At 34.2% G+C, this 25,238-nt stretch carries 16 protein-coding genes; 7 read left to right on the plus strand and 9 right to left on the minus strand.

What is annotated here, in order from left to right; translation table 11 throughout:
• The first annotated feature begins 657 nt into the window (after positions 1 to 657).
• The 5 genes from NRK67_04010 (at position 658) to NRK67_04030 (ending at position 13,299) form a co-directional block, all read left to right on the plus strand.
• A complete protein-coding gene (locus NRK67_04010) occupies positions 658 to 9,168 on the plus strand; it encodes an autotransporter domain-containing protein (GenBank protein UUV17078.1) in 8,511 nt (2,836 codons plus the stop codon).
• Positions 9,169 to 9,733: 565 nt separating this feature from the next.
• On the plus strand, positions 9,734 to 11,521 hold the full coding sequence (locus NRK67_04015) for a metallophosphoesterase (GenBank protein ID UUV17079.1): 1,788 nt from the start codon (positions 9,734 to 9,736) through the stop codon (positions 11,519 to 11,521).
• A gap of 150 nt (positions 11,522 to 11,671) precedes the next feature.
• The gene (locus tag NRK67_04020) at positions 11,672 to 12,019 is read left to right on the plus strand and encodes a hypothetical protein (GenBank protein UUV17080.1); all 348 of its coding nucleotides are present in this window, start codon (positions 11,672 to 11,674) and stop codon (positions 12,017 to 12,019) included.
• 63 nt (positions 12,020 to 12,082) lie between these two features.
• A complete protein-coding gene (locus tag NRK67_04025) occupies positions 12,083 to 12,814 on the plus strand; it encodes a metallophosphatase family protein (protein ID UUV17081.1) in 732 nt (243 codons plus the stop codon).
• Entirely contained in the window at positions 12,814 to 13,299 is a 486-nt protein-coding gene (locus NRK67_04030; protein ID UUV17082.1) for a DUF2628 domain-containing protein, read from the plus strand. Before NRK67_04025 ends, NRK67_04030 begins: the two co-directional genes overlap by 1 nt.
• A gap of 39 nt (positions 13,300 to 13,338) precedes the next feature.
• On the opposite strand, the gene pgl is transcribed toward NRK67_04030, so the two are convergent.
• Genes pgl through gnd form a run of 3 tightly spaced genes read right to left on the minus strand, consistent with a single transcriptional unit; the run spans position 13,339 to position 16,401 of the window.
• Positions 13,339 to 13,983, minus strand: coding sequence for a 6-phosphogluconolactonase (gene pgl / locus NRK67_04035; protein ID UUV17083.1), 645 nt, complete (start codon positions 13,981 to 13,983; stop codon positions 13,339 to 13,341).
• Complete coding sequence (gene zwf, locus NRK67_04040) at positions 13,980 to 15,485, minus strand: glucose-6-phosphate dehydrogenase (protein UUV17084.1); 1,506 nt, start codon at positions 15,483 to 15,485, stop codon at positions 13,980 to 13,982. The genes pgl and zwf overlap by 4 nt, the downstream gene beginning before the upstream one ends.
• A gap of 10 nt (positions 15,486 to 15,495) precedes the next feature.
• Positions 15,496 to 16,401 (minus strand): decarboxylating 6-phosphogluconate dehydrogenase, encoded by a 906-nt coding sequence (gene gnd / locus NRK67_04045; GenBank protein UUV17085.1) that lies wholly within the window; start codon positions 16,399 to 16,401, stop codon positions 15,496 to 15,498.
• Between the two features lie 138 nt (positions 16,402 to 16,539).
• On the opposite strand from gnd, the gene NRK67_04050 reads away from it, so the two are divergent.
• Positions 16,540 to 17,895 carry an AAA family ATPase gene (locus NRK67_04050; GenBank protein UUV17086.1) on the plus strand — a complete coding sequence of 452 codons (1,356 nt, stop codon included), beginning with the start codon at positions 16,540 to 16,542 and terminating at the stop codon, positions 17,893 to 17,895.
• Positions 17,896 to 17,909: 14 nt separating this feature from the next.
• Here the strand turns inward: NRK67_04050 and NRK67_04055 are convergent, their stop codons facing one another.
• The 3 genes from NRK67_04055 to NRK67_04065 form a co-directional block, all read right to left on the minus strand.
• Positions 17,910 to 18,452 (minus strand): hypothetical protein, encoded by a 543-nt coding sequence (locus NRK67_04055; GenBank protein UUV17087.1) that lies wholly within the window; start codon positions 18,450 to 18,452, stop codon positions 17,910 to 17,912.
• Positions 18,433 to 18,885 carry a type II 3-dehydroquinate dehydratase gene (gene aroQ / locus NRK67_04060; GenBank protein ID UUV17088.1) on the minus strand — a complete coding sequence of 151 codons (453 nt, stop codon included), beginning with the start codon at positions 18,883 to 18,885 and terminating at the stop codon, positions 18,433 to 18,435. Before aroQ ends, NRK67_04055 begins: the two co-directional genes overlap by 20 nt.
• A 64-nt stretch (positions 18,886 to 18,949) precedes the next feature.
• Positions 18,950 to 21,202, minus strand: a complete 2,253-nt coding sequence (locus tag NRK67_04065) for an adenosylcobalamin-dependent ribonucleoside-diphosphate reductase (protein UUV17089.1) — start codon at positions 21,200 to 21,202, stop codon at positions 18,950 to 18,952.
• 267 nt (positions 21,203 to 21,469) lie between these two features.
• Between NRK67_04065 and NRK67_04070 the strand changes: the two genes are divergently transcribed.
• Complete coding sequence (locus tag NRK67_04070; GenBank protein ID UUV17090.1) at positions 21,470 to 21,745, plus strand: HU family DNA-binding protein; 276 nt, start codon at positions 21,470 to 21,472, stop codon at positions 21,743 to 21,745.
• A gap of 86 nt (positions 21,746 to 21,831) precedes the next feature.
• On the opposite strand, the gene NRK67_04075 is transcribed toward NRK67_04070, so the two are convergent.
• From NRK67_04075 to NRK67_04085, 3 genes are all read right to left on the minus strand, one after another.
• The gene (locus NRK67_04075) at positions 21,832 to 22,563 is read right to left on the minus strand and encodes a site-specific integrase (protein UUV17091.1); all 732 of its coding nucleotides are present in this window, start codon (positions 22,561 to 22,563) and stop codon (positions 21,832 to 21,834) included.
• 748 nt (positions 22,564 to 23,311) lie between these two features.
• On the minus strand, positions 23,312 to 23,935 hold the full coding sequence (gene pyrE / locus NRK67_04080; GenBank protein UUV17092.1) for an orotate phosphoribosyltransferase: 624 nt from the start codon (positions 23,933 to 23,935) through the stop codon (positions 23,312 to 23,314).
• Entirely contained in the window at positions 23,928 to 25,181 is a 1,254-nt protein-coding gene (locus tag NRK67_04085) for an amidohydrolase family protein (protein ID UUV17093.1), read from the minus strand. The genes pyrE and NRK67_04085 overlap by 8 nt, the downstream gene beginning before the upstream one ends.
• Between the last annotated feature and the right edge of the window lie 57 nt (positions 25,182 to 25,238).

Genomic DNA, 25,238 nt, shown 5'->3' on the forward strand with positions numbered 1-25,238 from the left:
GGATGTATATGGCTATAAAATTATGATTATATTTTAGCGTGATAAATTTTATAAAATAGAAATAAGAGAGATAAACAAATTCTTGCCTCAAAAAAGTCCTCAAAGAGTGAGGATTAGGAGTTGAAATCTTTTGACCTTAAGGTTTTGAATTTTATCAACAGATATTATTGACAGTTCATCAAAGGGTTTCATTTGATATAAGTCCATTTTTTAGCAGCTATTTGAATTGCTAGAGACATTGCACTGTTGTAATCTTCAAAAGAGATATATCTTTAAATTTTGCGTGTTTCTTATATTTTGTTTAAATAATTTGTTATAAATAGTAATTTCATAGACTATTTTCCTTAATTTTAACATCTTTGTTTTGTTCGCGCATAAACTTACAATTATATCAGAAATAAATAAAAAATACAATTAGCAGTAGCAGAAAAAATAAAGTGATTATTAGTTATTATACAGAGAATAACCATTTTGTTAATTTAAATATATCTAAGTTGAAAAAATGGTAGAGAAATAGAATACTAAGGGGGTTTTTAACAATTTCTAGAATTCCTAGTCATAAATTAGTTAAATATAAATCATAAAAATAGAGGAATTTATGATATGACTATCTCAGTTTAAGTCTATTTAGTATTACTAGTTTAAGGAGGAAAAGTTATGAAATTAAATGTTTATGAAAGATACGAAAAGAGAAGGCTGAAGAAAAAGATTAAAATAACTATTGCAACTTTAGTTGCTTTACTTATTTCAGGAAATTTTAGCTACGCTTTTAATCTAATTAATTATAATGGAGTTGAAAATTTAAATTCGGAGTTAAAAAAAAGGATGGTTCCTTTAAATTTAGATAAAAAAATTAATGAACCATTAGATGAAGAGGAAATAGATGCTAATGAAGCATTGATATTTTTTGATTATAATAAAACTCAAAGGAAAAGAGATAAAGACGGAACGCCAGATGAAGATGATGCCTTTCCACTAGATCCAGATGAAGACACAGATGATGACGGCGATGGAATCCCAGATAATGAAGAGATAGAAGGGGACGACGACGGAGATGGAGTTCCGGATGAAGATGATGCCTTCCCAGAAGATCCAAATGAGGATACAGACACAGATGGAGATGGAACAGGAGATAACGAAGACACAGATGATGATGGCGATGGAATCCTAGATAATGAAGAGATAGAAGGGGATGACGATGGAGACGGAACGCCGGATGAAGATGATGCCTTCCCAGAAGATCCAAATGAGGATACAGACACAGATGGAGATGGAACAGGAGATAATGAAGACACAGATGATGATGGCGATGGAATCCTAGATGAAGATGATGCGTTCCCAGAAGATCCAAATGAGGATACCGACACAGATGGAGATGGGACAGGAGATAATGAGGATACGGATGATGATGGAGATGGAATCCTAGATAATGAAGAGATAGAAGGGGATGACGATGGAGACGGAACGCCGGATGAAGATGATGCCTTCCCAGAAGATCCAAATGAGGATACAGACACAGATGGAGATGGAACAGGAGACAATGAAGATCTAGATGATGATAATGATGGAACTCTAGATGAAGATGACGCGTTTCCAGAAGACCCAGATGAAGACACAGATACAGATGGAGATGGGACAGGAGATAATGAAGATCTAGATGATGACGGCGATGGAATACTAGATAATGAAGAGATAGAAGGGGATGACGATGGAGACGGAACGCCGGATGAAGATGATGCCTTCCCAGAAGATCCAAATGAGGATACAGACACAGATGGAGATGGAACAGGGGATAACGCAGATACAGATGACGACGGAGACGGAGTTCTAGATGAAGAAGATGATTTCCCATTAGATCCAGATGAGGATACAGATACAGATGGCGATGGGACAGGAGACAATGAGGATACGGATGATGATGGAGATGAAATTCCAGATATAAATGACCCAGATCATGAAGATTACGATCCAATGGATCCAGATTCTGACCTAGATGGAGACGGAATACTAGATGGAGATGAGATAGAAGGAGACGATGATGGGGATGGGTTACCAGATATAAATGACCCAGACCATGAAGATTACGATCCAATGGATCCAGAATCAGACCTAGATGGAGACGGAATCTTAGATGGAAACGAAGTAGAAGGAGACGATGATGGAGATGGATTACCAGATATAAACGATCCAGACCATGAAGATTACGATCCAATGGATCCAGAATCAGACCTAGATGGAGATGGAATACTAGATGGAGACGAAGTAGAAGGAGACGATGATGGGGATGGGTTACCAGATATAAATGACCCAGATCATGAAGATTACGATCCAATGGATCCAGAATCAGACCTAGATGGAGATGGAATACTAGATGGAAATGAGGTAGAAGGAGACGATGACGGAGATGGGTTACCAGATATAAACGACCCAGATCATGAAGATTACGATCCAATGGATCCAGAATCAGACCTAGATGGAGACGGAATACTAGATGGAGATGAGATAGAAGGAGACGATGACGGAGATGGATTACCAGATATAAACGATCCAGATCATGAAGATTACGATCCAATGGATCCAGATTCTGACCTAGATGGAGATGGAATCCTAGATGGAGATGAGATAGAAGGAGACGATGATGGGGATGGAGTTCCAGATGAAGATGATGCCTTCCCAGAAGATCCAAATGAGGATACAGACACAGATGGAGATGGAACAGGAGATAATGAAGACACAGATGATGATGGCGATGGAATCCTAGATGAAGATGATGCGTTCCCAGAAGATCCAAATGAGGATACCGACACAGATGGAGATGGGACAGGAGATAATGAGGATACGGATGATGATGGAGATGGAATCCTAGATAATGAAGAGATAGAAGGGGATGACGATGGAGACGGAACGCCGGATGAAGATGATGCCTTCCCAGAAGATCCAAATGAGGATACAGACACAGATGGAGATGGAACAGGAGACAATGAAGATCTAGATGATGATAATGATGGAACTCTAGATGAAGATGACGCGTTTCCAGAAGACCCAGATGAAGACACAGATACAGATGGAGATGGGACAGGAGATAATGAAGATCTAGATGATGACGGCGATGGAATACTAGATAATGAAGAGATAGAAGGGGATGACGATGGAGACGGAACGCCGGATGAAGATGATGCCTTCCCAGAAGATCCAAATGAGGATACAGACACAGATGGAGATGGAACAGGGGATAACGCAGATACAGATGACGACGGAGACGGAGTTCTAGATGAAGAAGATGATTTCCCATTAGATCCAGATGAGGATACAGATACAGATGGCGATGGGACAGGAGACAATGAGGATACGGATGATGATGGAGATGAAATTCCAGATATAAATGACCCAGATCATGAAGATTACGATCCAATGGATCCAGATTCTGACCTAGATGGAGACGGAATACTAGATGGAGATGAGATAGAAGGAGACGATGATGGGGATGGGTTACCAGATATAAATGACCCAGACCATGAAGATTACGATCCAATGGATCCAGAATCAGACCTAGATGGAGACGGAATCTTAGATGGAAACGAAGTAGAAGGAGACGATGATGGAGATGGATTACCAGATATAAACGATCCAGACCATGAAGATTACGATCCAATGGATCCAGAATCAGACCTAGATGGAGATGGAATACTAGATGGAGACGAAGTAGAAGGAGACGATGATGGGGATGGGTTACCAGATATAAATGACCCAGATCATGAAGATTACGATCCAATGGATCCAGAATCAGACCTAGATGGAGATGGAATACTAGATGGAAATGAGGTAGAAGGAGACGATGACGGAGATGGGTTACCAGATATAAATGACCCAGATCATGAAGATTACGATCCAATGGATCCAGAATCAGACCTAGATGGAGACGGAATCCTAGATGGAAACGAAGTAGAAGGAGACGATGATGGAGATGGGTTACCAGATATAAACGATCCAGACCATGAAGATTACGATCCAATGGATCCAGATTCTGACCTAGATGGAGACGGAATCCTAGATGGAAACGAGATAGAAGGGGACGACGACGGAGACGGAACGCCAGATGAAGAAGATGCCTTCCCAGAAGATCCAAATGAGGATACAGACACAGATGGAGATGGAACAGGAGACAATGAGGATACAGATGACGACGGAGACGGAGTTCTAGATGAAGAAGATGATTTCCCGACAGACCCAGATGAGGATACAGATACAGATGGAGATGGGACAGGAGATAACGAAGACACAGATGATGATGGCGATGGAATCCTAGATAATGAAGAGATAGAAGGGGATGACGATGGAGACGGAACGCCGGATGAAGATGATGCCTTCCCAGAAGATCCAAATGAGGATACAGACACAGATGGAGATGGAACAGGAGACAATGAGGATACAGATGACGACGGAGACGGAGTTCTAGATGAAGAAGATGATTTCCCGACAGACCCAGATGAGGATACAGATACAGATGGAGATGGGACAGGAGATAATGAAGACACAGATGATGATGGCGATGGAATCCTAGATAATGAAGAGATAGAAGGGGATGACGATGGAGACGGAACGCCGGATGAAGATGATGCCTTCCCAGAAGATCCAAATGAGGATACAGATACAGATGGAGATGGAACAGGGGATAATGAGGATACGGATGATGATGGAGATGAAATCCCAGATATAAATGACCCAGACCATGAAGATTACGATCCAAATGACCCGGATTCAGATCAAGATGGAGACGGAGTAATAGATGGAGACGACGCGTTCCCAGAAGATCCAGATGAGGATACCGACACAGATGGAGATGGAACAGGGGATAATGAAGATACAGATGATGATGGAGATGAAATCCCAGATATAAATGACCCAGACCATGAAGATTACGATCCAAATGACCCGGATTCAGATCAAGATGGAGACGGAGTAATAGATGGAGACGACGCGTTCCCAGAAGATCCAAATGAGGATACCGACACAGATGGAGATGGAACAGGAGACAATGAGGATACGGATGATGATGGAGATGAAATCCCAGATATAAATGACCCAGACCATGAAGATTACGATCCAAATGACCCGGATTCAGATCAAGATGGAGACGGAGTAATAGATGGAGACGACGCGTTCCCAGAAGATCCAGATGAGGATACCGACACAGATGGAGATGGAACAGGAGACAATGAGGATACGGATGATGATGGAGATGAAATCCCAGATATAAATGACCCAGACCATGAAGATTACGATCCAAATGACCCGGATTCAGATCAAGATGGAGACGGAGTAATAGATGGAGACGACGCGTTCCCAGAGAATCCAGATGAGGATACCGATACAGATGGAGATGGAACAGGAGATAATGAGGATACGGATGATGATGGAGATGGGACACTAGATATAAATGACCCAGACCATGATGATTACGATCCAAATGACCCGGATTCAGATCAAGATGGAGACGGAGTAATAGATGGAGACGACGCGTTCCCAGAAGATCCAGATGAGGATACCGACACAGATGGAGATGGAACAGGAGACAATGAGGATACGGATGATGATGGAGATGAAATCCCAGATATAAATGACCCAGACCATGATGATTACGATCCAATGGATCCAGATTCAGACCTAGATGGTGACGGAGTAATAGATGGAGACGACGCGTTCCCAGAAGATCCAAATGAGGATACCGACACAGATGGAGATGGAACGGGAGATAATGAGGATACGGATGATGATGGAGATGGGACACTAGATATAAATGACCCAGACCATGATGATTACGATCCGCTAGATCCAGAATCAGACCTAGATGGAGATGGAATCCTAGATGGAAATGATGAAACTCCATTAATTCCAGATGATACAGATGGAGACGGAATAACAAATGATCTAGATGATGATGATGATGGAGATGGAATACCAGATGAAGAAGATGATACCCCATTAGTCGCAGAATCTATTGTTTGGGAAAATGGTGTAGATATGGAAACAGTATCATATACTTTAACTGAAAATTTAGAAGTTGAAGATGGCGAATCAGGATTGAAAACTACAGGTGGAGCAATCATAAATGATGAAGGAGTTACTATTAACAGTAGTTCTAGTAATGATAATTATGGAATGCTTATTGAAAATAATGCCAATGGATTACTCGGAACTGGAACTAATAACGGAACAATAACTGGTGAGATAAACGGTATGGGTGTATCAGGAGTTGGAGCTGTAGGAATAAACAATGGAACGATTGATGTGGTCAATGCAACAGGAAGATATGGGATGCATGCATGGAATGGTGGTAGAATAGAGAACTATGGAAATAGTAATACTCTCTTTATCACTGGAGCTGGATCTACTGGTTTAAATGATGGAGTCATCAATAGTGGAACGGCAGGTATGATGATAGAAGATGGAGGAATTGGAACTAATGGTGTAAATGGAATTATTGGTAGCAATCTATACTTTGGAATGTCTATTAAAGGTGCTGGTTCTCAGGGAATAAACAATGGAACTATTGAAAATATTGGTGATCAGGGTATGAATGTAGATGGAGGAACTGGTATAAATAATGGGCTCATCCAAAATAGTGGATGGAGTGGTATGGTAGTTAACAATGGTGGAACTATAATAAATAATGTAGATGGAATTGTTTCAAATGAGAGTTCTAAGGGTATGAATGTTGCTGGAGGTAGTTCAGCAGAAAATTATGGAACTATTGAAAATACTGGAAATGAAGGTATGTCCATTGTTACTAATAGTACAGGAGTAAATAGTGGACTTATTGAAAATGAAGGTAATAAAGGTATGTATATTTCTGGTGGCGGCTCTGAAGGAACAAACCAAGAAGGAGGTATTATTAAAAATACTAAAGATTATGGTATGTATATTTCCGGTAATGGTAAAGGGGAAAACTTCGGAACTATTGAAAATACTGGAAGTTACGGTATGTATATTAAAGAAAGTGGTTCTCTAGGAACAAACCAAGCTGGTGGTATTATTAAAAATACTGGAGATAAAGGTATGTATATTACTGGAATGGCGTCTAAAGGAGTAAACTATGGAACTATTGAAAATACTGGAAATCACGGTATGTATATTACTGAAATGGGGGCTATAGGAGAAAACTATGGAACTATTAAAAATAGTGGAGAGATAGGAATGCTCGTGACAAATGGAGGTGTTGGTGTAAATGAAGCTAGTGGAATAATTATGAAGAAAGTTCAGGTATCAAATCAAGGTCAGTTTGCTAATGAAGGGACAATATATGGAGGAGTGACAGCTACTGGTTTAGGTTCTAGAGCAGAAAATTTAGGAACGATAGAAGGTGGAATGATTGGATCAAATCAAGGAGTGATTGTTAATAATGAGGGTGCAACACTAAAGCTAGCAGAAGGAAGGATGGGATCGGCAATGACTGCAGATACTGGAGGAGAAGCAATAAATGATGGAACTATATTACTTTCCGATTCGTTTATATCAGTTGGAATGAGTGCTATAGGAGAGGGTAGTTCTATTATAAATAATAATGTTATTGATATAGAAGCTGGTAATAATGGAAATAATAATGTTGTTGGAATGTTTATAACTGATAACGCAACAGGAGTAAATAATGGGTTTATTTGGATAGGAAGGGATTATAGTGTTGGGGTAATGATAACGAGTGGCGGTAGCTTTGAAAACAATGGTGTTATAAGTATTGTTTCTGGAACTACTGGAGCTACAAAGATCGCATCTGACGGAACATTTAAGAATAGTGGAGTTTTCAAAATTGATGATACTCTTAATTTTTCTGAGATGGGAGATGGAAAGTTCATTATGGGTAAAGACGGAACAATAGAGGCTGAAAAGATAGAGGGGGACCTGTATATTGACGGTGATATTGGAAAAGATGACTACAAAGATGTCTATGTTACAGAAAATATGTTAGATACTGATACAATAGATGTAAACCTTTTATCAAACTCTGCAATGTTTGATGTGGAATTAACTGAGCAAGATGATGAAGGATACTATAATGCAGAGCTAGAGAGAAAGGACTTTGATGAAATTGTTTCTAATGATGAATTAGCAAAGATTTTAGAAGAGAGTTATTTTGATAATGGAGATGACTTAAGAAAAAATTACTATAATTCATTAAAAGTTATAGAAACTAAGGAACAATTGGAAAAAGAAGTTTCGACTAACTATGGGTTAGATAATATCCCAAATATTACAAAGCAAACATTTGATATAATTAATGATGTAAGACGAGTTATTGATAACAGAGTATTAAAGGACAATACCAGGTTAAAAGATGGTGGCTTTAGATTTATTGGAGGTGGAAGTTATTCAGAGAAAGACGTAGAAGGTTATGATAATGTAACAGGGTATGAAACTGATTTAAATAGTGTCTACTTTGGTGGTGAGAAACAAACCTCTAAAGATCTAAAAATAGGAGGGGTTTTAGTTGTAGGAGAAGGAAATACAGACTCTGATAATAAAACAACAAGAACTGATGATTACTTCCAAGGGACAGGGTATCTAAAATACCAGACAAAGGATGATAGTAGGCTTTTATCTACAATTTTTATAGGAACAACTAATGCTGAGATAAAAAGAAAAGCCAGTATTGGTAATATTTCTGAAGATTTAAAAGACGATGTCCGAAGTAAATATATAGGGACTTCTAATAAATTATTAAAAAGGTATCAAATTAATGATAAGAAAACTTATATTGAGCCTAGTGTAGAGTTGAATCTAACTTATGTATCACAAGAAGATATGGATGAGTCAGGAAGCTATGGAATAAAAGTGGACGGTGTTAAAGGCTTATCAGTAGAAACTGGAGTTGGAGTAACAGTTGGACAGAGTTTTGAAGTTTCTAAAAACTCTAAGATTAATATTGAAGGGTCTCTTAAAGGGTATGTAGAATTAGGTGAGCCATATAAGGATACTGAAAGTACTTTACAGCCTGTATCAGGAAAAGGAATAACTGTAAAAGGATATGATGGAGATGAGTATTATGGTAAAACTGGTATAAATTTAAACTATCTTTATAAAGACCACTTAAAAGTGGAAGGAGAAATAAGTCATAAGTTTGGAGATAAAGAGGAGGAGATAGAGTACCGAATAGGAGTTGGATATAAATTTTAATTACTACTTCTCATTTTTTATATTATTCGCGAATGTAGTTTTTCTGGGGATAAGAAAATGGCTTCCTGTTATATACCTAATTTAACAAGATTTTGATTACCTTATATATTAAATTTTAGTATGTCAAACAAGCCTTTAAAAAAAGGCTTGTTGGCATTATTTGTTTAATTTAAACTTTATTCAACATGGCTCTAGAGTTCTATTTAACTTTATTGACTGTGATATATACTATAAACATTGGAGGTATAGTTATATTTTATTTTATTGATACAAAGACTCAAAATATACATTTAAAACAATGTGATCTTCTGTCAAAAAATAATAGATTTTTTTTAGGATCTCATATTAATTTAGAATCTGCAGTAATTACTGCTATTTCAGAAGGATATATTAACGCAAAAATATGTTCTTATTGTTGTACTGCAATAAGGTGGTAATAATATAATTTAATTAAAAAATGGGGAGCTTATATCCAAAATGAAAATAAATTAATATTACTCTATTTTTCTTACCCCTTGATGTGCTATAATGTCTCTACTCAATTAGAAGGATGTGAAGAAAAAGAATGAAAAAAATGTTTAAGTTAGTGGTTGGTTGTTTAATTTTAGGTAATATGTTATTTGCAAAAGAAGTGGATGTAAAGATCTTAGGAACTTCCGATGTGCATGGGAGGATCTCACCGTGGGATTATTCCACAGATATGCAAAATTATTCAGGAGGATACTCACAGATCTCAACACTTGTAAAAGATTATAGAAAAACAAATGATAATGTTGTTTTAGTTGATCTAGGAGACGCTATACAGGATAATGGAATTGAAAAATTTAATGATATATATTATAAGGAAAATAAACATCCTATAATGCAAATCTATAATACTATGGGATATGATATGGTAGTTCCAGGAAATCATGAATTTAACTTTGGAATGGATTTCTTAGATAGAGCTTTTGATCAGTTTAACGGAGATATATTAGCTACAAATGTTTATACGAAATCAAATAAAAACTATTATAAACCATCTACTATAGTAGAGGTAGAGGGTGTAAAAATCGGAATAATTGGTGTGACTACTCCCCTTATAGAGCAATTTGAGGAAGGAACTGATAATCTAAGGGATTTAGTTTTTAGAGATCCCATCGCAGAGATAAAAAAAGAGATAGTAAGATTGAAGAGTAAAGGTGTTGACAGCATTGTATTATTAGCTCATATGGGGTTACCTAATGAAAATAATATAGCAGGAACAGGTGTAACAGATGTTGCCAATGAAATCCCAGAAATAGATGTTATCTTAGCAGGACATTACCATAAAAATATATCTGAAAAAGTTATCAACGGTGTATTGATTACTGAACCATATAAATATGGTAAAAACATTTCAGTAGTAGACTTAAAATTTGATGTGACAGATAAAAAAGTAAAATTATTGTCTAAAGGCAGCGAAAGTGTTTCAGTTAAAGGTGTAAAATCAGATAAAAAGATTGAAGCTATCTATAAAAGATTTCATGATAAATTAAGAGAAGATGCTAATATTATAGTAGGTGAGACAAAAAAAGATCTAGTGCCTGAAAATGAGTTGAAAGGGATTCCTGCTATCTATACAAAAGATACAGGGTTAGCTACTCTATTTGGAGAAGTTGGCTTCTATTTCGCTAAAGAAAGCGGAGTAGACGTAATTGCACTTTCAGTGGATCAAGAACATGCTAACTTGGACAAGGGACTGATTAAGAAAAAAGATATAAACTTTAACTACAGATATACAGGGGGAGAGGTAACTGTCTATGAGGTTACTGGAAAGGATTTAAAGGATTATTTAGAATGGTCGGCAGCTTATTATAACACTATAAAAGATGGAGACCTACTAATTAGTTTTGATTTAGATAGAAGAAGTGAAAAGTATGCTACCTTTGATTTTGCCAAAGGAGTTACCTATGATATCGATGTCAGAGAGAAGTCAGGAGATAGGATTAAAAATTTAGCCCTTCTAAATGGAACTCCTATCAAAGATAATACAAAAATTAAGTTGGGAATGAACTCATACAGAATGGAAAGAATGTTAGGTAAGGGTGGTGCTCTAGAAGGCAGAACTAATATTAAAAAAACATGGGATTCCAAAGAAGTATATGGTGAGATGGATGGTACAATTAGATATATGACAATGAAATATATTAAAGATGTCAAAGGTGGAATAATAGATATAGAAGCTAGTAATAACTGGAAAATTATTGGATTACCTGATAATAAAGATAGTAAATTAGCTAAAAAACTGTTAAATCAAGGTAAAATAAAACTGCACAACAAGGGAAGAGCAACTAATATATCTTCTATTACTCTAGAAGATATCAAAAAATAAAGTTAATATACAGCCACCTGTTCAATGAATTTGAATAGGTGGTTTTTTTTCAAATTAATAAAACTTAATTAAACCCTTGATAAATGGTTAAAACTGAGGTATATACATAGTATCAGGTTTTTATTTTATTCATCAATGGAGGGGGATATTATGACAGAGAAATGGGAAAAATTAATGGAATTAGTATCTGAAATTAATAAAAATAATTTTGAAGATTTTAATGACAACATTGTCTATCACTATTTTAGACGTTTTAAAAAAGAACTGCCTTTTAGCTTTGAAAGGCATCTAGCGAATATGAAAAAAGAAAAAAATACCAAATTTTTAAAAAGAAGTGATGTTTTAAGGGAAATTTTTTCAGATTTTCCTTTGGAGACTAGGGAAGATGTTATAAATTATTTTCTCTATAAATTCCATAAATACAAAGCATCGAAAAAAAGGATTTTAAAGCTAGAGGAATTCTTGGATAACAATAGAGAAGAGTTATTTAAAAAATAAGATAATAAAAAAACTGTAGATACTTACAGTTTTTTTTATATAGACAAAGTAGGGGTGGATAAAATGGAAAAAATAGCTATTATTTCAGATATACACGGGAATCTACCTGCTCTTTCAGCGGTGCTGGAAGATATCAAAAAAAGAGGTATAGAAAGAATATTTTGTTTAGGAGACCTTATAGGAAAAGGTCCTAGTTCGGCAAGTGTAGTTGACACAATAAGAGAAAACTGTGAATGGGTTGTCAAAGGAAACTGGGATTATTATGTTACTAAGGAAAATATTTCTAAGGAATTAGAGTGGCATCAAAATGAGTTAGGAGAGGAAAGACTGGAATATATAAAAAACCTCCCCCTCTATTTAGAGTTTTATATCAGTGGTAAATTAGTAAGATTATTTCATGCTTCACCTAAAGATCTTTTTCAGAGGACATATATTACTAATACCATGGATGAAAAAATGAAATTATTTGAGCCTCCCAGTGATTTTAAAAGAACTTCAGATATAGTGGGCTATGGAGATATTCATGGGGCATTTATAGACAATTTTAAAGGGAAGAGTTTATTTAATGTAGGTAGTGTAGGAAATCCACTAGAGATTCCTCAAGCATCTTATGCTATAATAGAAGGGCACTATCAATCAGCTAAATCTTCACCTATATTGACATCTTTGGTGAGAGTTCCCTACGATATAGAAAAATCTATCGCTGATGCAAGTGTTACAGATATGCCTAAAAAAACAGAATATATAAAAGAATTAAAAACAGCCGTATATCAACGGCATAAGGAGGAAGAATAGTGGATAAAGAGAGACTGATAAGCGCCTATATTGGCGAAAAAGAAAGTCTGGAAAAAACTAAAAAAACTTTAAACTGGTATAAAGACTCCTTTGAAAAGGGAGATCTTTCGGGAGGATTTTCGTGGAAATGGTCTTGGTGGTCATTTTTTGGAAATTGGTTGTACTTACTGTATAGAAAGTGTTATCTTGAGGGGATATCTTATTTTTTATTAGTCTATGTCTTAGGAGGAGCTGTAAATAAATATATGCCAAACCTGGCTGAAATGGTAAGTGGAGCATCGCTGTTTATCTGGCTGCTTTCAGGAGGGTTACTTCATAACCTTGTATATAGAAGATATTTAAAATCAAAAACTATTATAGAAAGCAAATCTGTTTCTAATGAAGAGATGGAGAGAGAGATGAAATCTATTGGGGGAACTGATAAAAGAGCTGTAATAATAGGTATTATAATCTATATTGCTGTGAATACAATGTTTAATCTATAATTTAGGGAGCAATTATTTAATTGCTCCCTTCTGTTTTAGTTATTTTATATAGGATAAAAACTCTGGAGCTGTCACTCTAGATACAGGCAGATCTTTAGACTTAGAGGATTCTATGACTGGTATTTTTTCAGGCCCCAATAAAAATATTTTTCTTTCACCTCTATTAATTAGAGACATCCCCAAGGAAATCCTCCTGTGAGGGTGTCTCCTACTACATGTCACAATAACATCTTCTGATAGATCCACTTCATTTTTTTCAAAGATAGATGCAGTATGACCATCATTTCCTACTCCTAAAAATATCAGATCAAAGGTGACCTCCCCTTTGAAGTGTTTTAAAAGATCATTTTCATACTCTTTTCTAGATCTTTCTATAGATGAGGAGTAATGGATGTGATGGATATTTTCATTGGGAATAGTAATATTTTCTAATAAAAATATATTTATCATATGGTAGTTGCTGTCTGAGTCATCTAATGGTACCCACCGTTCATCTACTAAAAAAATATTTATATTTTCCCAGTTTATATCTTCTGCAGCTAATAATTGAAATAATCTAATAGGGGTTTTACCTCCAGAAAAAGCTATGGATAACTTTTTTTTCCTCTTTAACTCAAACTTTATTATGTCTATAGCATTTAGGACCATGGATCTTTCAGATTCAAATATTTTTATAGGAATCATATTCTCCACTTCCTATCATCTTTTTCCAATAAGTGTCTACTTTCCACAGGTCCCCAAGTACCAGCAGGATAATTTGGGAATTTAAAGTTTATTTTATTGAAATATTCCACTATAGGATCTATGACTTTCCACATTTCCTCTATGCCGTCCTGTCTGGCAAATAATGTTAGATCCCCTTTTATACAGTCAACTATCAGTCTTTCATAAGCAGTGAGGGAGATAGTGTCTAATTTAGAATAATTAAAATTCATTTCTACCGGGTGGGGATAATTTTCAACTCCGGGATATTTCATATTTATTGATAGAGATATCTTTTCTTCAGGCTGGATAGAAAAAATAAGCTCATTGGCAAGTATATCTCTGCAAGTATTTCCAAATAATTTTAATGGTGGAGTTTTAAAAATGATTACTATTTCAGTTAATTTTTTATTCAGCCTTTTTCCTGCTCTTACATAAAATGGAACTCCTGCCCAACGCCAATTATCCACATGGAATTTACCTGAGAAAAAGGTTCCCATATTTGAATCTTTATCTACGTTTTTTTCATCTCTATATCCTGCAACATCTTCCTGTTTTATTTTTCCATGCCCATACTGGCCTAAGACTAAGTTTTCAGCCATATACTCTTCACTCATACTGGAAATATTTTTAAATATCTTTACTTTTTCATCCCTTATACAGTCGGCTTCAAAGTTAGTAGGCGGTTCCATGGATACCAGTGCTATAAGCTGCATCATGTGATTTTGAATGATATCTTTTAAAACACCGGCTTTTTCATAAAAACTTCCACGAGATCCGATCCCGATATCTTCTGCTACTGTAATTTGAACATGATCTATAAAGCTTCTATTCCATAGAGGTTCAAATATACTGTTTCCGAATCTAAAAAATAAGATATTTTGAACAGTTTCTTTTCCCAGATAATGATCGATTCTATAAATTTCATCCTCTTTAAATATTTTATGCAGATTATCATTTAAATTTATTGCAGATACAGTATCTATCCCAAAAGGTTTCTCCATGACAATTTTCTTTTTGAAAGGTTTGTCACAAAGTTCCAGACTTTGAATTAACTTTAAGATATTTTTTGCTAAATGTGGAGGAGTCGCCAGGTAAAATATTATTTGATATTTTTTTATATCTTTAAACTTACAAATATATTTATTTATATTATCTACACCCTCTAATTTTTCAGAATCTCCATTGATATAGTTAAATTTTTCTAAAAAACTATTCTCAATACTTACTTCTTCTCCTTTAAAAGTTCTCTCAACAGAAGTTTTTACCAAGGCCCTATATTCAGCTTGAGTTCTTTCTTTTCTACCGTAGGAAAGAATGTAGGAGTCATTATTTAATTTATCCAATTTAAAGAGGTTATAAAGGGCTGGAAGTAATTTTTTCTGACTTAAATCCCCTCCACCTCCAAAAATAATTAAAATAAAAGGCTGGGTATTTACCTCAATGCCCCCTGGGTCGCACAGTGTTTTCATATCTAAATCCATTCGATACCTCCTACTTCTCCTCTATACTATGTCCTCCGAACTCCTTCCTCAAACTTGCTAAAACTTTATCACTGAATGTTTCCTCTTTTCTGGACCTGAATCTTTGTAGTAGTGACAGGGTGATTACAGGTGCAGAAACATTGTTTTCCAATGCTTCTAATACTGTCCATCGTCCTTCTCCTGAATCCTCTACCCAGCCTTTGACATTGTTTAGATCAGGGTCATTTTTAAACATATCCTTGGTTAGATTTAATAAAAAGGACTCGATAATACTTCCATGCTGCCATACATTTGAAACCTTATCAAGGTCTATATTAAATCCTTTCTTAGATTTTAAGATCTCAAATCCTTCGGCATAGGCCTGCATCATCCCATACTCAATACCATTATGTATCATCTTCACAAAATGGCCGCTGCCACTTTCCCCTATATATTCATATCCCTCTGGAGCACTCAAATCCTTTAAAATTGGAACTACTACATCAAAGGACTCTCTCTCTCCTCCAGCCATTAAGCAATATCCGTTTTCAAATCCCCAAAGTCCTCCACTGGTTCCTATATCTAGTAGATTTATTGATCTTTCCTTTAATAGTGCTGCTGTATTTATACTGTCTTTATAATTGGAGTTACCACCATCTATGACTATGGCACCTTTTTTTAATTTTTTTCCAAGTTCCATTAAAACATTATTAGTAGGATCCCCAGAGGGAATCATAACCCAAACTATAGGAGTTTCATGGGTATTTATCTCTTCTATGAATCTATCCATATCATCAAATCCTATCCCTCCATTTTCTACCATAAGATCAATCTTATCCCGATGGTGTTCATACACGAAAACCTGGTGATTATATCTTAATAATCTCAGGGCAATCTTTCCTCCCATCTTACCCAAACCTATGATACCTATCTTCATATCCCTACCTCCTAGTCGTGTTATAGTCTTTTCTATATACTAAATAAATCTTTTAAAACCTTTTAAAATTTAGTATTTCTAGCATTTCTATGAAACATTAGGTATACTAGTAATGAGTTTAATAATAGGAGGAGAAAGATGCATATTAAAAACTTAAAAATTAAAAATTGGAAATCTATAGATGAAACTCATATAGAATTTGAAAACTTCTTATTATTTATAGGACAGAGTAACCACGGTAAATCAAACATTTTATCTGCTATACTCTTATTTTTTGATAAGATAACATTTAAGAATAAACATAGCTACCGTATGAATATCCCTACAGAACTTATTCTTACTTTTGACAGTCTGAGGTTAAAGGAACTAAATGTTTTTAAGGGAATAAAAAATTCAGAGGATGAAATTGTCATAAAAAAAGTTCTTTCTGCAGATAAAAAAGAATATTTTTATAAAAAAGATAATGAATTTCATCCTTTGTCAAAACACTTAGAATATTATATAAGGGAAAATATAGAGATCATATTTGTTCCATCATTTTCTGCTTCATCCAATAAGACGATTTTAGATATATATGAAAAAATTATATTGGTTTTAAGCAACAACAATAAACTTGTTTATGTAGAAAAATTAATAGAAAAATTAGATTTAGAGATGCAGTATCTCGAAGAAAGATATGCCAGTAGAGGTCTTCAGAGGGAAGTAATGTTCAGGATGATGAGGAGAATAGCCAGTGTGACAAAGAGTACCCGATATAATCTATTGGGGAATACAATTATTATGTATGAAGAACCAGAACTATACCTTCATCCACAAGCTGAAAGGGAATTACACTCGGTTATGACAAATATTGCCAGGTATGGCGGACAGATCTATGTGACTACCCATTCCAGTTCATTTATAGAGTTAAATAATTATAAATCTATATGTTTAGTAAGAAAAAATGATGACGGAACCCACGTAATGCAGCATAAGGGTGATCTATTTAGAGGAGACGAGATAAAAAATTTCAATATGAACTACTGGATGAATCCTGATAGGGGAGAACTTTTCTTTGCTAAAAAAGTGATCTTAGTAGAGGGACAGACAGACAAGATTATTATACCGTTTTTAGCAAAAAAATTAGGAGTATACAAATATGAATATTCTATTGTTGAATGTGGAAGTAAGAGTAGTATCCCCCAATTTATAAGATTATTAAATCAATATAAAATACCTTATGTAGCTGTATATGATAAAGATGAACATCTTTGGAGAGATGAGGAAACACGTCTTGTCAGTAGAAGACAAAATAAGGGAATTAGGAGATTGATCAGTAAAAAAATAGGAGAAATAGTGGAGTTTACAAATGACATAGAAGAGGAACTTGAGGGGAAGGATAGGGTTAAGAAAAACTATAGACATAAACCTTTTACAGCTATAAAAAATATATCTAATAATAGTTATATAGTCCCAGACGAATTAAAAAAGAAAATTTTAAAGATATATAAATAGGAGGGTTACCCCTCCTATTTATAATACCAGTCTATATTTTTACCCCATTTAGGTCTGCTAGGAGCTGTTTTTTTATCTTTAGCCTGACGATCTTGAAGATTTGCTCTCAGTTCACCGTTTTTAGGTGAATAGATCCATCCCCCATTTGAGGAATAAAACTCATTTGCTAAACCTAAATTCTCTAATTTATTACAAATTTTAATGCTATTGTTTGCCTCTATCTCTACAGGGATATCGTCCACTTTCTTTGTATATGCAGGAGTCCCTGGGAATTGAAAATTTCTTAAGAGATTAAATCCACTGTTACTATTATCAGCTAAAATAGAAAAGAATTTTTTTTCTTCATCCTTTCCATTTATCTCTTCCTCACTGGGATATCTCTTATAGGTATTATAGAAATCATCTATTGATCTTCTAATTAGAGTAAGGTTCTTATTTGTACTAGGTAAGGGTGACAGAGTATAGTTATTTTTTATCTTGAAAAATGTAAAAAATGAAAGAAATCCAATAAATAAAACTATAAAGATAATATCTGCTTTAATTACAAATTTCTTCATCAATAACTCCTGTCTTACTGAAATAATCCAATGCCATGAGGTAACCATGGGGGCCAAATCCAGATATCTGGCCTACACACGCAGAAGCTGTAACAGAACGATGTCTGAATTCTTCCCTAGAGTGAATATTGCTTAGGTGGACTTCTATCGTTGGTATTGATACCGATTTTATTGCATCTAAGATAGCAATACTATAGTGGGTATATGCTGCTGGATTTATTATAATCCCATGGTATACACCATATCCACTTTGAATTTTATTGATTATTTCACCCTCAATATTATTTTGAAAACACTCAACTTGTATCTTTAATTTTTTAGATTTTTCTTCTATCATCTCTACTAATTTAGGATATGACAGATTCCCATATATATTTTTCTCTCTAATGCCCAACATATTTATATTGGGACCATTTATAACCAAAATTTTCATATAAACCTCCTACTCTTTTTTATATAATACTATAAAAGTAGGAGGTTTTCAACTTAATCAAAATTTAATCACATTTTGAATATCCACAAGCTCTGCAAGAATAACATCCACCGGATATTTCTAATTTTTCCCCACACTCAGGGCAGACTGCATTATGGTTGTATATTTCATCTGTTTCTTCATTAAACTTCTCTTCTTTCTGCTTTATAAAAGCCTGTGCAGCTTCATAGTCTTTTAATCCCATTTCAGTTTCAAATTCCTTTAATATATTTAAGATGGCAAGTGGACAGGTATCACCTTTAGATAATTTTTTCCCTACAGCATTTCCTCCTGCAAAAGCAGGACAACCACTAATACCTTCAATTGACTTTTCCAGCATAAATAAGTTTCCTCCTAACCTAAGCATACCGGACATAAATATAGCCACCGCTTGAATATTTTTTTCACAACCACCAGATCCACTCCTTATTACATAGAGGTCCTGAATCTTATTTTCACTTGGAGAATATCCAATCATTACCTTTAATTTTCCACAGCCAATCCGTAAATTTTTAGGGTAATATATTGTATCTTCAGCTATACTTTTTAATTCTCCCCTAGAAAGTTCTAAAGTCTCTTCTTCCTCTTGTTCTCCCAATGTCAGTATTCCCTCACGGGCACATCCAGATCGGTATACTGTAACTCCTTTTAATCCTAACTCCCAAGCTTTTAGATAGATATTTTCAACCTCTTCTATGGTAGTTTTATTTATTAGATTTACAGTGGAGGAGATACTGGCATCTATTCTATTCTGCCAAGTAGCCTGCATTTCCAATCTTTCAATAGGATCTAAATTTTGAGCTGTTATAAAAGATTCAGGCAGATCTTCAATACTCTCGATATCGTATCTTTCCATATATTGTTTTGCAATTGGAGCAAAAACTTCATAAAATACATCCTCACCATGCAAACTTTCAGTTTTTCTTATATAGGAAAAGGCAAAGTTAGGTTCGATTCCAGTGCTCATCTGTAGCATAGTACCGATAGATCCTGTAGGAGCTATTGTAAGTAACTGGGAATTTCTTAATCCATATTTTTTTATTAATTCTATAACTTCATCATCGGAGTTTTCAATTAAAAATGGTGACTTTAAAATTGTCTCTAAATCAAATTTAGGATAAGCTCCATCTTCTTTTGCAAGGATGGCACTCTCTTTGAGAGCTTCAGTGATAATGATCTTTCCCAGAGTATCACAAAACTCTATAGATTCAGGAGAGCCGTATCTGAGGTCCATCTGGATAAGGAGGTCTCCTACTCCTAAAATACCTAATCCTATCTGTCTCCAATCGGCTACTGATTCCCTTTGCTCCTTTAATGGATGTAATGGTAAGCCTTCATCTAAAACTTCGTTGAGGGCTCTTACTCCTATCCTTACAGCTTTTTTTAATCTATCAAACTCAAACTCATCTTTTGTCTTATTTAAAAAACTAGGAAGAACCAATGATCCTAATAAACAGCTTCCTCCTGCAGGAAGGGGTTCCTCTGCACAAGGGTTAGTTCCTGCAAATTCAAAATTTTCATCTTCACTGAGAAGATTCCAGTTTGATATTCTATCCCAAAATAACATCCCTGGTTCAGCATAATTCCAATTTTGCCGTGCCAATTCTTTAAATAATTCTCTAGCTCTAACTTCCTTTTCCATAACCTCATCTGTATCTAAAACTTCAAATTTTAATGTAAACAATTCATCTTTTTTCACTTTCTCCATAAATTCATCGGTCATCCGAACTGAAATATTAGCTTTTTGGACTTTTGAAAGATCTCCCTTTATTCCTATAAAATCTTGAATATCCGGGTGATCTATCGAAAGGGAAAGCATTAATGCCCCTCTTCTACCATTTTGTCCTATGATCTCTGTAGTAAGGTTATATAGATCCATAAAAGATACCGATCCTGTGGTTTCCATAGCCGAATTATTAACTACAGTTCCCCTAGGTCTTAGGTTGGATATATCGATCCCGCATCCGCCACCATAGGAGAAAGTACGAGCTAATTTTTTAGCTGTTTCAAATATTGATTCTAAGTTATCTTCAGGAGGAGTTAACACATAACAGTTTGAATACGTTATCTTCCTTCCTAACTTATGTAGTCCCCTATTGGCTAATATCCTTCCTGCAAAAATAAATTCTTTATTAACTATAGCTTCCTTTAATAAGAGATTACCATTGGAAATCCTTTCCAGCCACTCTTTAAAAGTTTCATCACTATATTTATATTTTTTTCTCCAAATATCCTGTCCCAAAATATTTTCTTCTCCTAGCCACTTCACCTCATTCAAAATAATTTCACCCCATTATATAGTTTTTTTTTCACACTTTTTACTAAATATTGTGTTTCATATTATATTATATACCACCGATTTCGATATTTTCATACTATTATTTTAAAAAAATATACAATATTAGAATAAAATTTATCTATTCATTAACAATAAATAGAATAATAATTATATAAAAAAGTTGAAATCCTCTATTAAATATGGTATAAATTGATAGAGGCATTGAAGCCCTTATTTTATAAGGGATAAAAAATGGGAGGTATTAAAATGACTAAAAAAGAATTCGTAGCATTATTTGCAGAGAGAGGAAATTTTGAATCTAAGGCAGAAGCTGAAAGAAAATTAGATACGTTCATGACAACTGTTGAGGAAGTATTATTAAACGGAGATGAAGTTAACTTTATCGGATGGGGAAAATTTGAAGTAGTTGCAAGAGCTGAAAGAAAAGGAAGAAATCCTAAAACTGGTGAAGAGATCACTATTCCTGCTAAGAAAGCTGTTAAGTTTAAAGCTGGAAAAAAATTAAACGACAAGATGAACTAAAGAAATTAAAAAAGGAGATTTTTATCTCCTTTTTTTTCTTCCATTTTTATCAAATTACATGCAATAATTTTTATTTTTATAATTGCTTAATTTCTTCCTAGTTTACCATATAAAACTTCTTGTTGTTTAGATGTGAAATCGAAATATATCATAGTATTTTCAACATTTCTGTGGCCTAAAATGTACTGAACTTCCTTTATATCAAGGCCGCAATCAGCTAGATGAACTCCAGCTGTATGTTTTAAAGTGTGAAAGTGTTGTTTTTCTTTTGGTATATCTGCCAAATCAAAATATTTTTTACATAATCTCGTGAGGTGCTGACGACTGAGAGGTGTAGATTTTCTGCTTAAAAATATATAATTTGAGTTATTCTCATAACCGATATATTCGCTTAATAATTTACTTGTCCCTCTCGTCAAACGAATGGTATTATTTCTACTTCCCTTCAATCTTCTGCAGAATAGTTCCTTACTATTTTCATGGAAATCTTCCTTTTTTAAGTTAGAAATTTCACTTGCTCTCAACCCGCACTCATAGGCAAGGAGAAAAATCAACTTATCTCTCTCAAAAAATTTAAATTGTTGTTTCTTTTTATCCAGTGAAAATATGTTTTCAGCTTCTTTAAAAGATAACATTAGTTTATCAAATTCTGCATTGGTCAAATATTTAATTTCTCTGTTTACAGATCTTTTCTTCTTTCCCTTTTTTAATTGTTTTTCTAGTTCTTTTATCTTATCTTCTAACAGCATGCTGATTACTAGATCATCTTTATTTTCTTCTAATTTTTTTCTCAGAGCATCCAATTGATTTATATCCATAAATTTCTCCTATAATTTTTTATTTAGTTTTATTTTAACTTTTAAGTCAATTTTTTCTACTTACTATATCATACCCTAAAATCCACTATTTTTCAACGAAAGTTCCAAAATGTTTATTTCGGAACTTTCGAAATAGATCCTTGAAAATAAAGGGGTAAAAGTCTTCACCTCTTCACCTAAAACCGAATGTTCCATTATAAAAACAGGAAATACAGAGATTATTTCATTTTTTTCTCTGTTATCTGCCAAATTTTAAAACTAAAATATTTTTTAAAAAATAAAATATTCAATACTCTAATTAATCGGACTATTCCTTGAAAAGGTATAAAATTTGATGAAGCTCTTATTTTGATTTTAAGAGTTTCAAGGGTATAAACACACACCTTTTGTTTTAGTAGCGCCTTAAATCGAAAATTTAATAAAAATCATTGATTTTATTGATGTCTAGAGATGCCTAATTATCACGTCTTTCAATAAAATCTATAATTAAAATTATAGGACAGTTTGTTGATGATTTATTTTTATGAATTTGTGTTTAAGTGACAACCAAGAGTAATTTGTCACAGATCTATAATTAGCATTTAAAAACCTATAATATTTTTGCCACTTATCTGCATTAATTTTTTTAGTCATGATTGTTCTTTATTGATGGCTAAATTGTTAGTTGTCAGTTGTGACTCTTATTAATATTTTTCACAAATAAAAAAGACCCTATAATTTTCATTATAGAATCTTTTGAAATGTGAGATTATTTTTTCCAAGTATTAGGAGATTTATTCCACTGACTGGCTTCCTCTGCATCTTGAGAAGATAGGTAATTTTCTTCAACTGCTAATTCTATTAAATCAGGAAATCCAGAAAGTGTTTCCCATTTACAGTCCGCTTCTTCAAATCTGTCATAGGCCTTTTTAAATTCATATGAGAATATAGCCATAACTTCTACATCTTTAGCTCCTTCTCTTCTTGCTGCTTCAAGTGCTGAGATGCAACTTCCACCTGTAGATATAAGGTCCTCTATTACGATTATTTTTTTACCTTCTACATCTGCTCCCTCTATCTGTTTTCCTGCTCCATGAGCTTTAGGTTTAGATCTGATATAAGCCATAGGTTTATTCATTTTTTCTGCGATAAATGCTGCCCATGGAATTCCTGCTGTTGCAGTACCTGCTAAAATATCAAACTCTTTATCTTTTAAAGCTTCTATAAAAGCATCTACTATATCTGTTCTTTCCTTTGGAAAACCGATAACTTTTCTATTATCACAATATATAGGAGATTTTATCCCTGATACAAAGGTAAATGGCTCTGCCACATTTAATCTTACTGCTTCTACTTTTAATAGTGCTCTAGCTACTCTTTTAGCGTTATTCATATTCGATCTCACTCCCTGTATTTTCAATTATTTCATTTTTATTATATACTATCGTTCCATTAACTATTGTAGTTTCAATTTTACCATACCCTGTATATCCATCAAATGGAGTCCACCCGCATTTTGACAGTGTAGTTTTATTCTCTAAGGTAAACTTTTTTTCTAGGTCTACTACTACCAGATCTCCATAGTAACCCTCTTTGATCTCTCCCCTGTCTTTTATACCAAATATTTTACTTGGGTTTTTAGACATAAGTTCTATCAATTTAGATAAAGTGATCTTTTCTTTAGATACAGCATCTAACATCAACGGTAATGAGTTTTCCACTCCCGGGATTCCAAATGTTACCTTTTTCAACTTCTCTGAAAGAAGATGAGGTGCATGGTCAGTACCAATGGTATCAATAGTTCCATCATTTATAGCTTTCCATAAAGCTTCTATATCATCGTTTGTTTTTAATTCAGGTTTCATCCTAAATAACATTTCATTTTTTCCCTTTATATCGTTTTCACTGAGGAAAAGGTGGTGAGGAGTTACTTCCGTATATATTTTTTTTGTAGCTATTTTTCTGTTTTTTCTGATAATATCTAACTCTTTTTCATTTGAAATATGACAAAGGTATAATTTTTTTCCATATTTTTCATTATAGGTGATGGCTTTTTCTACCATCTCTCCTTCAGCATGAACTGATACCATTTTTGATTTTAAAAATATATTTTTTAAAACCTCATCTTTTTCTACCAACATCTTTCCTGTAGATATATTCATAAAGACCTTGGTAGAAGCTACCCCCTCACTAGGGATAATATCACTGTTGTCTGTACTGGTACCTCCAAAATGAAATCCATAGTTTACAAGTGATTTAATTGAAGCCAGATCTTTTTTATCTTGAAGTGCACTCAAATTTGTAGTTGTAGGTACTGTATTTGGCATATCTATAAAAGTGGTAATCCCACCTTTGGCACAGGCTCTTGACCCTGTATATAAATCTTCTTTATGTGTCAGCCCCGGATCTCTCATATGTACATGGGGATCTATAACTCCCGGGATAAGATATTTCTTTCCCTTTAAATCTATAATTTCTAATTTTTTTATATTTTCATCTGAGGATAAAAACGTCTCTCTAATTATATTTAAACTGTCGATATCAGACCCTATTTCAGCAATCTTACCATCTTTTATATAGAGATCTTTTATCTCATATTCATTGTCTATAGTGTTTATTCTGGCATTTTTTATTAACAAATTTAACTCCTCCCTGTTCTTTTGAGCTACTTTAATTTTAAATCTAAAAGTCTAAAT

The sequence above is a fragment of the Fusobacteria bacterium ZRK30 genome (assembly GCA_024628785.1).
Taxonomy (GTDB): domain Bacteria; phylum Fusobacteriota; class Fusobacteriia; order Fusobacteriales; family Fusobacteriaceae; genus Psychrilyobacter.